The 13,425-nt window shown below is 59.7% G+C and carries 12 protein-coding genes; 5 read left to right on the top strand and 7 right to left on the bottom strand.

Translation table 11 applies throughout. The features are described 5' to 3' along the window. The first annotated feature begins 95 nt into the window (after positions 1 to 95). The 3 genes from AC30D7_RS00370 to gcvH all read left to right on the top strand — a co-directional run bounded on the left by AC30D7_RS00370 (position 96) and on the right by gcvH (position 3,385). The gene (locus AC30D7_RS00370) at positions 96 to 1,712 is read left to right on the top strand and encodes an ABC transporter permease (protein ID WP_490132627.1); all 1,617 of its coding nucleotides are present in this window, start codon (positions 96 to 98) and stop codon (positions 1,710 to 1,712) included. A gap of 156 nt (positions 1,713 to 1,868) precedes the next feature. Then, positions 1,869 to 2,951, top strand: coding sequence for a glycine cleavage system aminomethyltransferase GcvT (gcvT, locus tag AC30D7_RS00365; protein ID WP_490132626.1), 1,083 nt, complete (start codon positions 1,869 to 1,871; stop codon positions 2,949 to 2,951). A 50-nt stretch (positions 2,952 to 3,001) separates the two neighbouring features. Then, positions 3,002 to 3,385: a glycine cleavage system protein GcvH gene (gene gcvH / locus AC30D7_RS00360; protein WP_105340722.1), complete on the top strand. Its 384-nt coding sequence runs from the start codon at positions 3,002 to 3,004 to the stop codon at positions 3,383 to 3,385. 48 nt (positions 3,386 to 3,433) lie between these two features. Here gcvH and AC30D7_RS00355 read toward each other — a convergent pair whose 3' ends face one another. After that, the gene (locus AC30D7_RS00355; RefSeq protein WP_105340995.1) at positions 3,434 to 4,573 is read right to left on the bottom strand and encodes a DegT/DnrJ/EryC1/StrS family aminotransferase; all 1,140 of its coding nucleotides are present in this window, start codon (positions 4,571 to 4,573) and stop codon (positions 3,434 to 3,436) included. Positions 4,574 to 4,726: 153 nt separating this feature from the next. Between AC30D7_RS00355 and gcvP the strand changes: the two genes are divergently transcribed. After that, positions 4,727 to 7,600, top strand: coding sequence for an aminomethyl-transferring glycine dehydrogenase (gene gcvP / locus AC30D7_RS00350; protein ID WP_490132625.1), 2,874 nt, complete (start codon positions 4,727 to 4,729; stop codon positions 7,598 to 7,600). Positions 7,601 to 7,657: 57 nt separating this feature from the next. On the opposite strand, the gene AC30D7_RS00345 is transcribed toward gcvP, so the two are convergent. From AC30D7_RS00345 to AC30D7_RS00320, 6 genes are all read right to left on the bottom strand, one after another. Further along, positions 7,658 to 8,326, bottom strand: a complete 669-nt coding sequence (locus tag AC30D7_RS00345) for an outer membrane protein (protein WP_490132624.1) — start codon at positions 8,324 to 8,326, stop codon at positions 7,658 to 7,660. A 212-nt stretch (positions 8,327 to 8,538) separates the two neighbouring features. Continuing rightward, positions 8,539 to 8,859 carry a DUF2388 domain-containing protein gene (locus AC30D7_RS00340; protein WP_490132623.1) on the bottom strand — a complete coding sequence of 107 codons (321 nt, stop codon included), beginning with the start codon at positions 8,857 to 8,859 and terminating at the stop codon, positions 8,539 to 8,541. Between the two features lie 68 nt (positions 8,860 to 8,927). Further along, entirely contained in the window at positions 8,928 to 9,365 is a 438-nt protein-coding gene (locus tag AC30D7_RS00335; RefSeq protein ID WP_490132622.1) for an NfeD family protein, read from the bottom strand. Between the two features lie 11 nt (positions 9,366 to 9,376). Further along, entirely contained in the window at positions 9,377 to 10,291 is a 915-nt protein-coding gene (locus tag AC30D7_RS00330; RefSeq protein WP_490132621.1) for an SPFH domain-containing protein, read from the bottom strand. Positions 10,292 to 10,547: 256 nt separating this feature from the next. Beyond that, on the bottom strand, positions 10,548 to 12,332 hold the full coding sequence (gene tfpB, locus AC30D7_RS00325; protein WP_490132620.1) for a type IV pilus assembly ATPase TfpB: 1,785 nt from the start codon (positions 12,330 to 12,332) through the stop codon (positions 10,548 to 10,550). A gap of 103 nt (positions 12,333 to 12,435) precedes the next feature. Beyond that, positions 12,436 to 12,774, bottom strand: coding sequence for an ACT-like domain-containing protein (locus AC30D7_RS00320; RefSeq protein ID WP_490132619.1), 339 nt, complete (start codon positions 12,772 to 12,774; stop codon positions 12,436 to 12,438). A gap of 126 nt (positions 12,775 to 12,900) precedes the next feature. Between AC30D7_RS00320 and AC30D7_RS00315 the strand changes: the two genes are divergently transcribed. After that, positions 12,901 to 13,371 carry an Lrp/AsnC family transcriptional regulator gene (locus tag AC30D7_RS00315; RefSeq protein ID WP_018927598.1) on the top strand — a complete coding sequence of 157 codons (471 nt, stop codon included), beginning with the start codon at positions 12,901 to 12,903 and terminating at the stop codon, positions 13,369 to 13,371. Positions 13,372 to 13,425 lie beyond the last annotated feature (54 nt).

The following is a 13,425-nucleotide window of genomic DNA, read 5'->3' as shown; positions in this document are numbered from 1 at the left end:
TACCGGGTAAATACCATCCCGACGTAGGAGCTCCCGTAGGCTGCGATCTTTTTGCGGTTTGCATACACTTCGTTGATTTACCCGAGAGCTTTTCCTTGGCCCACCCCGCCCAACGCCGCTGGTATCCCCTGGTCTTCGCCATCGCTGCGCTGGTCCTGCTGCCCCTGAGTGTCCTGCTTCTCTCCTGGCAAACCATCGATCAGCAGATCTGGTCCCACCTGTGGGACACGCAGATGCCGCGGCTGCTGGGCAATACCCTCACGCTGGTCGTCGGCGTTGGCATCGGCGTGACGCTGTTGGGCGTCAGCCTCGCCTGGCTCACCAGCCTCTGTGAGTTCCCGGGGCGGCGGTGGCTGGACTGGGCGTTGATGTTGCCGTTCGCGATTCCTGCCTACGTGCTGGCCTTCGTCTTCGTCGGTCTGCTGGATTTCGCCGGCCCGGTGCAAACCCTGTTGCGCGAATGGTTCGGCAGTGGTCTGAGGCTGCCGCGAGTGCGTTCCACCGGCGGCGTGATTCTGGTGCTGGTGCTGGTTTTCTATCCCTACGTTTACCTGTTGGCGCGCACTGCATTTCTGGCTCAGGGCAAAGGCCTGATGGAAGCGGCGCGAGTCCTTGGGCAATCCCCGTGGCAGGCGTTCTGGCGAGTGGCGTTGCCCATGGCTCGTCCGGCGATCGGCGCGGGGGTGGCGTTGGCGCTGATGGAAACCCTGGCGGATTTCGGTGCGGTGTCGGTGTTCAACTTCGATACGTTCACCACCGCCATCTACAAGACCTGGTACGGCTTTTTCAGTCTCTCCACTGCCGCGCAACTGGCCAGCCTGTTGCTGTTGGTGGTGATGGTCGTGTTGTATGGCGAGCGTCGCGCCCGGGGAGCCAACCGGGCGGGCAATGAGCGGCCACGGGTCAAGGCGCTGTATCACCTGCATGGGGTCAAGGCGCTGGCAGCAATGAGCTGGTGTGGTCTGGTGTTCGCCTGCGCCTTCGTCATTCCCGTGCTGCAACTGCTGGTGTGGTTCTGGCAACGCGGGCGCTTCGATCTGGACGAACGTTATGCCGGGTTGATCGTGCACACCTTGTACCTGGGCGGCATGGCGGCGTTGATCACCGTCAGCGTCGCGCTGCTGCTGGCGTTTGCCCGTCGATTGGCACCGACCCGGGTGATCCGTTCCGGCATCAGCCTGGCCAACCTTGGCTATGCCTTGCCGGGCTCGGTATTGGCGGTGTCGATCATGCTGGCGTTCAGTTATCTGGATCGTGAGCTGGTGATTCCGCTGTCGAGCTGGCTTGGCGGCGCGGGCAAACCGTTGCTGCTGGGCAGCCTGTCGGCGTTGTTGTTGGCTTATCTGGTGCGATTCATCGCCGTCGCTTACGGGCCGCTGGAAAGCAGCCTGGCGCGAATACGGCCTTCTTTGCCCGAAGCAGCACGTAGCCTTGGCGTCAGTGGGCCACGACTGTTTTTCAAAGTGTATCTGCCGCTGTTGCTGCCGGGCACGTTGAGTGCTGCATTGTTGGTGTTCGTCGACGTGCTCAAGGAAATGCCCGCGACCCTGCTGATGCGCCCATTTGGCTGGGACACGCTGGCGGTGCGAATCTTTGAAATGACCAGCGAAGGCGAGTGGGCCAGGGCCTCGTTGCCGGCACTGACCCTGGTTCTGGTCGGGCTGTTGCCGGTCATCGGATTAATCAGAAGGTCGGCGCATCGAAACGGCTAGGTGTCAGTCCTACACCTTGCGGCTACAATGCGCGGCATTCGGTGCGGTCCGTCTTTTAGACCGGGTTGCTGAAATCGGCTGAAAGCCTTTATTTCAAGGCATTTCATCCCATACAGCGGCTGTCCGCACCTTCGCCACGCCCGGAAGGAGAAACCCATGGGACAGCGCACGCCTCTGTATGACCTTCATCTCGCCCTTGGCGCGAAGATGGTCGATTTTGGCGGTTGGGATATGCCTCTGCATTATGGCTCGCAGGTCGAGGAACACCATCAGGTGCGCCGCGATTGCGGGGTTTTCGATGTATCCCACATGACCGTGATCGATGTCGACGGCCTCCAGGCCAAGGCCTGGCTCCAGCATTTGCTGGCCAATGACGTCGAACGCCTGCACAGCCCTGGCCGTGCCTTGTACAGCGCCATGCTCAACGAGCACGGCGGTATCGTCGACGACATGATCGTCTATCGCCTCGATGACGGATATCGGCTGGTGGTCAACGCCTCCACCCGCAATCAGGACCTGGCCTGGATGCAGGCTCATCTCGGCGACTTCGATGTGCGGCTCAACGAGCGCTCCGAACTGGCGATGCTGGCCATTCAAGGGCCTCACGCCCGGCACAAGATTGCCGAACTGGTGACCCAGTCCCGCGCTACGTTGATCCAGCAACTCAAACCTTTCGAAGGTCAGGCCGACGGTGACTGGTTCATCGCGCGCACCGGTTACACCGGTGAGGACGGTCTGGAAATCGTGCTGCCGGCCGATCAGGCGCCGGGGTTTTTCAACGATCTGGTGGGCGCGGGTATTTCCCCGATCGGCCTCGGGGCGCGCGATACCTTGCGGGTCGAAGCTGGCATGAACCTGTACGGTCAGGATATTCATCAAGACGTTTCGCCATTGGCTTCCAACATGGCCTGGAGCATTGCCTGGGAACCGGCCACGCGCCAGTTCCTTGGCCGCACCGCCCTGGAGGCCGAGCAGGCCGCTGGCGTGCAGCACAAACTGGTCGGTCTGGTCCTTGAAGAACGTGGTGTCTTGCGAGCGCATCAGGTGGTTCGCATCGCCGATGTTGGCGAAGGGGAGATCACCAGTGGTAGTTTCTCTCCTACGCTTAGCAAGTCGATTGCACTGGCGCGCGTGCCGGCGGCCACCGCCGACCGCGCTGAAGTGGAAATCCGTGGCAAGTGGTACCCGGTTCGAGTGGTCAAGCCGACCTTCGTACGTCACGGCAAAACCTTGATCTAACCTTTTTTGGTGGTCAATGACCGCCGATATTTTTCTTGAGGACACAGAACATGAGCGAAATCCCAGTCGACCTGCGTTTTGCCGAAAGTCACGAATGGGCCCGTCTAGACCATGATGGCGGCGTGAAAGTGGGTATTTCAGACCATGCTCAGGAAGCCTTGGGTGATGTAGTGTTCGTCGAGCTGCCGGAAATCGGCAAAGTGTTCGCTGCCGGAGAGGCCGCGGGTGTCGTCGAGTCGGTCAAGGCTGCGTCGGATATCTACTCGCCAGTCTCCGGCACAGTCATTGCCGTCAACGAAGAGCTGGCCAACAGCCCGGAACTGGTCAACAGCGCGCCTTATGACAGCTGGTTCTTCAAACTTCAGCCAAGCGATACCTCTGAGCTGGACAAGCTGCTCGACCCGATGGCCTACAAGGCCGCCATCGGCGAGTAATGCTCGCCTTCGCAGGAGCTGCCTTTGGCCGCTCCTGCGAAGGTCGAATCAAGGCCGCAAGACGGCTTTCACCGCGGCCACCGAACGCTCGACATCCGCTTTATCCATGGCCGTGAACATCGGCAGCGAGACGATCAGTCGTCCGACCCGCTCGGCGACCGGGAACATGCCTTCCTTGAACCCGCGTTCGCGGTAAAGACTCAGCAGGTGGATCGGCGGGTAGTGATAGCCAATACCAATCCCCAGTGCCTGCATCTGCTCCATGAAAGTGGCCCGTGCCGGTTTGCCATCCTGGCGTTCCGGGAGCACCAGTTGGAACAAGTGCCAGTTGCTGTTCTCGAAATCTGCCGGCGGTAGTTGAGCGCCGTACTGCGCTTCGAAGTCCTCACCGAAACATGCGAAATAGTGCCGCGCCAGTTCACGCCGATGAGCCGTGATCGCCTCGATATGCGCAAATTGCCCCAGGCCAATGGCTGCCGCGACATCGGTCATGTTGAACTTGCCGCCCAGCACATCAACGTCCAGCCCATCGAAACCGCTGCGGGTGACGCCCTGCAAGCGGTACTTTTCCGCCAGCCGTGCTTCCTCGGCATTGTTCAGCACCAGGCAACCGCCCTCTGAGCAAGTGACGTTCTTGTTCGCCTGGAAACTGAAGGACACGAAATCACCAGTCGCACCAATGCGCTGTCCGTTCCAGCTCGAACCCAATGCCTGGGCCGCGTCTTCCACCACTCGCAAACCGTGTTTTTTTGCAATCGCGTAAAGGCGCGTCATGTCCACGGGCAGTCCCGCGAGAAACACCGGGATAATGGCTTTGGTGCGCGGAGTTATCGCTGCTTCAAGCTGCGCCAAGTCGATATTGCGGGTAACCGGGTCGATGTCGGCAAACACCGGCGTGGCGCCAACTTCCAGGATCACATTGGCGGTGGCCACCCAGGAAATCGGCGTGGTGATCACTTCATCACCCGGCCCGACTCCGGCAATACGCAGCGCGATTTCCATGGTGCAGGTGCCGGAATTGAACGTACGCACCGGGCGCCCGCCAAAATATTCCGAGAGTTGCGCTTCAAAAGCCTGAACCTTGGGGCCGCTGGTAATCCAGCCCGAGCGCAGCACATCGCCGACAGCGGCAATCGTGGCTTCATCGATGGTGGGTTTGGAGAAGGGCAGGAAAGACAGTTGGCTCATAAATGTGGATACCCGATCAGCGAACGTTTGTAGGCGTCGAGCATGATGATCCGGAATGACCGACAGCGCCACGCCATCCGTGCCGGTATCGACTGCTATGCTGGTTTGACCGAGTTGCATCGACGCTGAGCGCCAGTCATGAGAGAGCCCGTCATGTCCCAGTTGCCGTCCTTGAGCCAGTTACGCGACCCCAATACCTTCCTGCGCCGCCACCTCGGGCCCGATGCCGCCGAGCAGCAGGCGATGCTCGACAGCCTCGGCCTTGGCAGCCGGGTCGAGTTGATCGAGCAGACGGTGCCGCCGGGAATCCGCCTCAACCGGCCGTTGGATTTGCCGCCCGCCCTCGATGAAGTAGCCGCGCTGGCCAAACTGCGTGGCTATGCCGAGCAGAACCAGGTCTGGACCAGCCTGATCGGCATGGGTTATTACGGCACGCTCACGCCAGCCGTCATCCTGCGCAACGTGCTGGAAAATCCCGGTTGGTACACCGCTTACACACCTTATCAACCGGAGATTGCCCAAGGCCGGCTCGAAGCGTTGCTGAATTTCCAGCAGTTGACCATCGACCTGACCGGCCTGGAACTGGCCAACGCCTCGCTGCTGGATGAAGCCACGGCGGCCGCCGAGGCCATGGCGCTGGCCAAGCGTGTCGCCAAGTCCAAAAGCAATCTGTTCTTCGTCGACGAAAACTGCCACCCGCAGACAATTTCCGTGGTGCAGACCCGGGCCGAAGGGTTCGGTTTCGACCTGATCGTCGACGCTGTGGATAACTTGAAGCAGCATCAAGTGTTCGGCGCGTTGCTGCAATATCCAGACACCCATGGCGAAATTCGCGACCTGCGTCCGCTGATCGATCATCTGCATGCCCAGCAAGCCTTGGCCTGCGTCGCCACCGATCTGCTCAGCCTGTTGTTGCTGACTCCGCCGGGAGAGTTGGGTGCCGATGTGGTGTTCGGTTCATCCCAGCGCTTCGGCGTGCCCATGGGTTACGGCGGCCCGCACGCGGCGTTTTTTGCCAGCCGCGATGAATACAAACGTGCGATTCCCGGGCGGATCATCGGCGTGTCGAAAGATGCTCGCGGCAATGTCGCCCTGCGCATGGCCCTGCAAACCCGCGAACAACACATTCGCCGGGAGAAGGCCAACTCGAATATCTGCACCGCCCAGGTGCTGCTGGCCAATATCGCCAGTTTCTATGCGGTCTACCATGGCCCGGAAGGGCTCAAAAATATTGCCCAGCGTGTCCATCGGCTGACCTGCATCCTTGCCGCCGGCCTGGAACGCCATGGCATTACACGTGTGAACCAACAGTTCTTCGACACCCTGACTCTGGAAGTCGGAGGCACTCAGACCGCGATCATCGAAAGTGCCCAGGCGGAGCAGATCAACTTGCGCATTCTTGGTCGCGGGCGGTTGGGCCTGAGCCTCGACGAAACCAGTGACGAAACCACCGTGGCGAAACTGTTCGATGTGTTTCTCGGTGCCGATCATGGACTCAACGTCGACGAACTGGATGCTGAAGCCCTGGTGTCCGGCATTCCTGCAGGATTGCAGCGCAGTACGCCTTATCTGCGTCATCCGGTGTTCAACGCCCATCACAGCGAAACCGAAATGCTGCGTTACTTGAAGCAGCTGGAAAACAAAGACCTGGCACTCAATCAATCGATGATCCCGCTGGGCTCTTGCACCATGAAGCTCAATGCCACCAGCGAGATGATCCCGATCACCTGGCCACAGTTTGCCAACCTGCACCCGTTCGTGCCGAAAGAGCAGGTGGTGGGTTATTCCCTGATGATCGAGGAACTGGAGCGCTGGCTCTGCGCGATCACCGGTTTCGATGCAATCTGCATGCAGCCCAATTCTGGCGCTCAGGGCGAATACGCCGGGTTGCTGGCGATTCGCAAATATCACGAGAGCCGTCATCAGGGCGCGCGGGATATCTGTCTGATCCCGTCCTCGGCCCACGGCACCAACCCGGCCTCGGCGCAAATGGCCGGGATGCGGGTGGTGATCGTCGAGTGCGACGAGGCGGGCAACGTCGATCTGGAAGACCTGAAAGAAAAGGCCATCGAGGCGGGGGATAAACTCGCCTGCCTGATGGCGACTTATCCTTCGACCCATGGGGTCTACGAGGAAGGCATCAGCGAGATCTGTGAAGTTATCCACCGCCATGGCGGTCAGGTGTACATGGATGGCGCCAACCTCAACGCGCAAGTCGGGTTGGCGCGGCCGGCAGATATCGGTGCCGACGTGTCGCACATGAACCTGCACAAGACTTTCTGTATTCCCCACGGCGGTGGCGGGCCGGGGATGGGCCCGATTGGTGTCCGGGCGCACCTGGCGCCGTTTGTCGCCAATCACCCGGTGGTGCCGATCGAAGGCCCGCTGCCGGGGAACGGAGCGGTAAGCGCAGCCCCTTGGGGCAGTGCAAGCATTCTGCCGATCAGCTGGATGTACATCGCGATGATGGGGCCGCAACTGGCGGACGCGAGTGAGGTGGCGATCCTCGCTGCGAATTACCTGGCGCGGCATTTGTCCGGGGCGTTCCCGGTGCTCTACACCGGGCGCAACGAGCGAGTGGCCCACGAATGCATCCTCGACTTGCGGCCACTCAAGGCGCTGACGGGGATCAGCGAAGAAGACGTTGCCAAACGCCTGATGGACTACGGCTTCCATGCGCCGACCATGTCATTCCCGGTACCGGGGACGTTGATGGTCGAACCGACCGAGAGTGAATCGAAGGCAGAACTGGACCGTTTCATCGATGCGATGCTGAGCATTCGCGCGGAAATCAACGAGGTGCAGAACGGCAACTGGTCGGCCGAGGACAACCCGCTGAAGCGTTCTCCGCACACCCTGGCCGACATCACCGGGGCTTGGGAGCGGCCGTACAGCATCGAGCAGGCGGTGACGCCGGATGCTCACACCAAGGCCCACAAGTACTGGCCGGTGGTGAACCGTGTGGACAATGTCTACGGCGATCGCAACCTGTTTTGCGCGTGTGTGCCGGTGGATGAATACCGTTGATTGGTGTCGGGCAAAAAAATGCCGCTCATATGGAGCGGCATTGTTCTGGGTAATGAATCAGAACGACATTCGTGCCTCGACGTATAGGTTCTGCTCCCGGAGTTTGCCCTTCAGTTGTTCGTCCCTTGCATTAATGCGGTTAGCAAAGGTGTTGTAGCCGGTTTCAATATCTCCCATGTCGACGTACCGGTAACCGGTGCCGAGGGTCACTTGCTGATTGAGCTTGAGGTCAGCCCCGACGCCAAAGGCATAGGCGAAGTTGTTCTGGCTATTATTGGCGAACCGTCGCGAAGGGTTGGATTGATAGCCCTCGGAACTGATATGCGCGACACCGATACCGGCCATCGCGTACAGGGACAGGTATTCGTTCAGAGGAAAATCCTTGTAGCCATTGACCATCAGTCGGCTGGACGAAACTTGCATGTTGTTGACGTTGGCGTTGAACGGCGCCCAGTAACTCTTGAATTCCGAGTCTTGCTTGATCGTGTACTCGCCTTCCAGACGCCAATCACCCTTGAACCCATACCCTAGCGCAACGGAGCCGGTGATGTTCTTGTTGCTGTCGGGGCTGATGACGCGGTTATTCACTCGAGGGCTGGTGAGCAGGGCGCTGGAAAGGTCTTGTTGAGCGCTCTGGATTTTTATCGAGCCGTACAGACCATCGGCCTGCGATATCTGGCAGAAGGTGGCGGTCAGCAGCAGTAAAGATAAGGCTGTTTTTTTCATGTGAGTCGACTCGCGTATATGGGTAATCCGAATCGACAAAGTTTGAGTTTGCTCTCCTCGCGTTCATATCAGACTTTTCCTCAGAAGGTCGGGGAAAGCTCGCCAGCATGTCAGTGCTTTGGCGTTAGCCGTCGTAGGAAATAACTGTGAAATTTACCTGGCTCATAAAAAATGCCGCTGTTGGGAGCGGCATTTTTGACCAGCAATGAAGCTTACTTCGAGGCGATGGCATTCTTCGCCAGGATGGCGTTCGCCAGTTCCATGTCCGTGGCTTGCAGGCCAGGGTTTTCAGCGCGGACTTTCTGCATGGCAGCTTCCAGATAGGGGCCGCGAATAGCGCCGTCACTGGCGACAAAGCTGCCGGCGTCGTCCTGGGCGGCGACGATCAGCTTGTGATCCCTGGAGGTCAGGTAGGAGGTGCCGGTGGTGGCACCGGAAGTAAGGACGTTACTCCAAAAGCTGTCATCAGCCATCGCCGAACCGACTGAAAGGGACAACACGGCGAAGGTAGCGACAGCAAGTTTGAGACGCATAAAAGGTGACTCCAGTGGGTTTTAACTGCGGCCTTTGATTGCCAATAACCCAATCGAGTTCCGTGACGTTAGTCGGCCCGTTCCACCAGTAAAATTGCCCCTTGTTGCCCGATCACCCGAACACGGCTGCCGGACTCGGCGTCAGGCCCTCGGGCCATCCACACACCGTCGGCGACCTTGATCTTGCCGCGGCCATCGACAATCGCTTCAGTGACCACGAACACCTTGCCGATCAGCTCTTGCCCTCGCAGGTTCAGGTTCGGCTGATCGCTGGCCCGCACCACACTACGCTGTCGTCTCCACCAGTACAGGGCGGTGAGGATCGAAAAAACGGCAAACAACAGCACCTGCCATTCCCAGGGCAAACTCGGCATCAGGAACGTCAGCACGCCGACGGCGGCAGCTGCCATGCCGATCCACAGCAGATAACCGCCGGCACCGAACACCTCGAGGATCAGCAACAGTGTGCCCAGGGCCAGCCAGCTCCAGAACGAGAACAGTTCCATGAGCCGCGACCTCAGCCTTTCTTGCCATCGAAGGTGGCTTTGACGATTTCGCCGATGCCACCGACTGCACCAATCATCGAACCGGCTTCGAGCGGCATCAGGATCACTTTGCTGTTGTTGGCCGAGGCCAGTTTGCCCAAGGCATCGATGTACTTCTGTGCAACGAAGTAGTTGACTGCCTGCACGTTACCGCCGGCGATGGCTTCGGACACCACTTTGGTGGCCTGGGCTTCGGCCTCGGCCTGACGTTCCCGGGCCTCGGCTTCGAGGAACGCCGCCTGACGACTGCCCTCTGCTTCGAGAATCTGCGCCTGCTTCTTGCCTTCGGCGGTGAGGATCGCCGAGGCGCGCAAACCTTCGGCTTCCAGAATCTGTGCGCGCTTGATCCGTTCGGCTTTCATCTGGCCGGACATGGCGGCCATCAGGTCGGCGGGAGGGCTGATGTCCTTGATCTCGATCCGGGTGATCTTGATGCCCCACGGCGCCGTGGCTTCGTCGACGGTGCGCAGCAGTTTTTCGTTGATGTTGTCGCGCTGGCTGAGCATCGCATCCAGCTCCATGGAACCGAGCACGGTGCGGATATTGGTTTGCAGCAAATTGCGGACGGCATGTTCGAGGTTGTTCACCTCGTAGGCAGCCTGTGCGGTGTTGACCACCTGGAAGAAGCACACGGCGTCGATCTGCACGGTGGCATTGTCGGCGGTGATCACTTCCTGGGGCGGAATGTCCAGTACGCTTTCCATCACGTTGATCTTGCGACCGATGCGGTCCATCACCGGAATGATGATGCTCAGGCCTGGCTTGAGAGTGTTGGTGTAACGGCCGAAGCGTTCGACCGTCCATTCGAATCCCTGGGGCACCACTTTGAAGCCCATGAAAAGAATGGCCACGACCAGTACGACGAAGAGAATCAGTGCAATGCCCATAACGGTCCCTGTCCAGCCTGGTTGAGTTGCGATGACCAGAGTGTAGGGCAAAAGGTTTGAATGCGACTTGGAGGGGCCAGGGACTATGGCTAATGTCGGCAAAGTCTAGAAATTTGAGCGGCGGAAATCCTGTGGGAGCGTGGCTTGCCCGCGAAGAACGATGACGCGTAATACCTGAAAAAACGCGCTGCACTCTTCGCGGGCAAGCCACGCTCCCACAAGTTATGTGTCTTGGTCTTACGGCATTACGGGATGCCTATTTCTGCTCACTCTGCGGCGTCACCCGCAACACCTCTTCGATCGTGGTCAACCCCGCCGCCACTTTCTGCGCCCCCGACAATCGCAAACTGCGCATGCCTTCCTTGAATGCCTGACGGCGGACCGCCAGCAAATCGGTGTCGGGGTTGATCAGCGCTTTGATGCCGTCTGTCAGTTGCATTATTTCGTAAACCCCGGCGCGACCGCGATAGCCGGTTTCGCGGCATTCCAGGCAACCGATGGCGCGCTGGGCGTTGCCCGGCAGGGGCGCTTGCCAGGGCCGGGTCAGGGTTTGCCAGTCGTCCTCGCCCAATGTCAGCGGCGCCTTGCAGTGAGGGCATAACGTACGCACCAGCCGCTGGGCCATGACCCCGAGCACTGTGGCCTTGATCAGGTAATGCGGCACGCCGAGTTCCAGCAGGCGGCTGATCGCGCTCGGGGCATCGTTGGTGTGCAAGGTCGATAGCACCAGGTGGCCGGTGAGTGCCGCCTGAATCGCCATCTCAGCGGTTTCGAGGTCGCGGATCTCGCCGATCATGATGATGTCCGGGTCTTGCCGCATCAGCGCGCGCACGCCGGCGGCAAAGGTCAGGTCGATATTGTGCTGGACCTGCATCTGATTGAACGCCGGCTCGACCATTTCGATCGGGTCTTCGATGGTGCAGAGGTTGACCTCCGGCGTCGCCAGTTTCTTGAGGGTGGTGTACAGCGTGGTGGTCTTGCCCGAACCGGTCGGTCCGGTCACCAGAATGATGCCGTTGGGCTGGCGGATCATGTCTTGCCAGCGGCGCAGGTCCTCGGCGGAGAATCCCAGTTGGTCGAAATCCTTGAGCAGCACTTCCGGGTCGAAAATCCGCATGACCATCTTCTCGCCGAACGCTGTCGGTAATGTCGACAACCGCAGCTCGACTTCGCCGCCGTCCGGAGTCTTGGTCTTGACCCGGCCGTCCTGGGGTTTGCGCTTTTCCGCGACGTTCATCCGCCCCAGGCTTTTCAGGCGGCTGACGATGGCCATGGTCACCTGCGGCGGGAATTGATAGACGTTGTGCAGCACGCCGTCGATGCGAAAACGCACCGTGCCTTGCTCACGCCGGGGCTCGATATGGATATCGCTGGCCCGTTGCTGGAATGCGTACTGGAACAGCCAATCGACGATGTTGACGATGTGTGCATCGTTGGCGTCCGGCTCCTGGTCGCTGGCGCCGAGGTTGAGCAACTGTTCGAAGTTGCCCAGGTTGCTCGTCTGCTGATCGGCGTTGGTGGCGCCGCTGACCGATTTGGCCAGGCGGAAAAACTCCACGCTGAAGCGCTGGATGTCCACCGGGTTGGCCACCACGCGCTTGATCGGCAGCTTCAGTACGTGGGTCAGGTCGGCTTCCCAGCCGCTGACGTAGGGCTGGGCGCTGGCCACGGTGACGGCCTCGCGGTCGATGGCCACCGCCAGAATCTTGTGGCGCTGGGCGAAGGCATAGGACATCAGCGGCGTAATGGCGGCGACGTTGATTTTCAGTGGGTCGATGCGCAAGTAAGGCTGGCCGGCCTGCTGGGACAGCCACAGCGTCAGGCTTTCCAGATCGAGGTGTTTACCCGGACGGCTGAGATCGTCCAGGTGCTGGCTGGCGATGAATTCCAGCGGATGTTGCTGACCATGGGGGGCGTGACGGCGGCGGGCGTTGAGTGCGTGTTCGGCCGAATCCTGGCTGACAAAGCCCTGGGCGACCAGTTCACGCAGCAAATCGTTAAGGTCCAGCCAGCGGTCCTGAGTGGCAAGTTGAACGGACATGCGGGCTCCTTATGAACAACCGTTCGCAAAGGATAGCTGCGCACCCGCAGACCGTTGGGCCACTACCCGACCAACACGTGTCGGGTTTTTTCAGGGGAGGGGGTCAGCCCGCTGCCTGCGCCGGCTCCTGCCACGCCGAATCGGCCGTTTGCAGATTCACCGAGCAGACGCTGATCAGGTTACGCAGTTTTTCCGCGATCACCTGGGCTCGGTGCCAGCTCAGGCCGTCCATGACGATGTCGATCGACAGCAGATCGTCCAGGCGCTGCACGTTGACCTGCTGCGGCGTCAGAAACTGCAAGGCGAACAGATTGAGCGCGCGGCACAGCAGATCCGGCTCGGCCTCGGCCAGCAGTTGGTATTGAACGCGGCAGTGGGCGTTGCTGACGTTCCAGACATCGGCGCGGGCGGGCGGGGTGTTCACGGCTTCGAGGGGCGGCATGGTCAGGCTCCAAAATCATTGGAGGAATTTTTACATTCGGTGTGGGGTATTTCTTATCTATGATTGGGCTTATTGACGATTTATCGAATCGATCAATTCAAGATCATATTAATTTCAGGTTTTTCTATGCATAGCGAGCTGGATGGCTACGACCGCAAGATTCTCGCGTTGCTGCAAGAGGACGCTTCGCTCTCCAGCGCGCAGATCGCCGAGCAGGTGGGCCTTTCGCAGTCGCCCTGCTGGCGGCGGATTCAGCGGATGAAGGAGGAGGGGATCATTCGCGGTCAGGTGACGTTGCTTGATCGCAAGAAAATCGGCCTCAACACGCAAATCTTCGCCGAGATCAAACTCAACGCCCACGGGCGCTCGAACTTCACTGAGTTCACCGAAGCGATTCGCGGTTTCCCCGAAGTGCTGGAATGTTATGTGCTGATGGGGTCGGTGGATTTCCTGTTGCGGATCGTCACGGCAGACATCGAGGCTTATGAGCGTTTCTTCTTCGAGAAACTGTCGATGGTGCCGGGGATACAGGAGGTCAACTCGATCGTGGCTTTGTCGGAAATCAAATCCACGACGAGTTTGCCGGTGTTGCGTTGATGATGTTCGAGGGCCTTTGTGGCGAGGGAGCTTGCTCCCGCTGGAGTGCGAAGC

It is taken from the genome of Pseudomonas sp. DF5, assembly GCF_058148225.1.
Note: the sequence above shows the minus strand (reverse complement) of the source record. Positions and strands in the feature narration are given on the sequence as shown.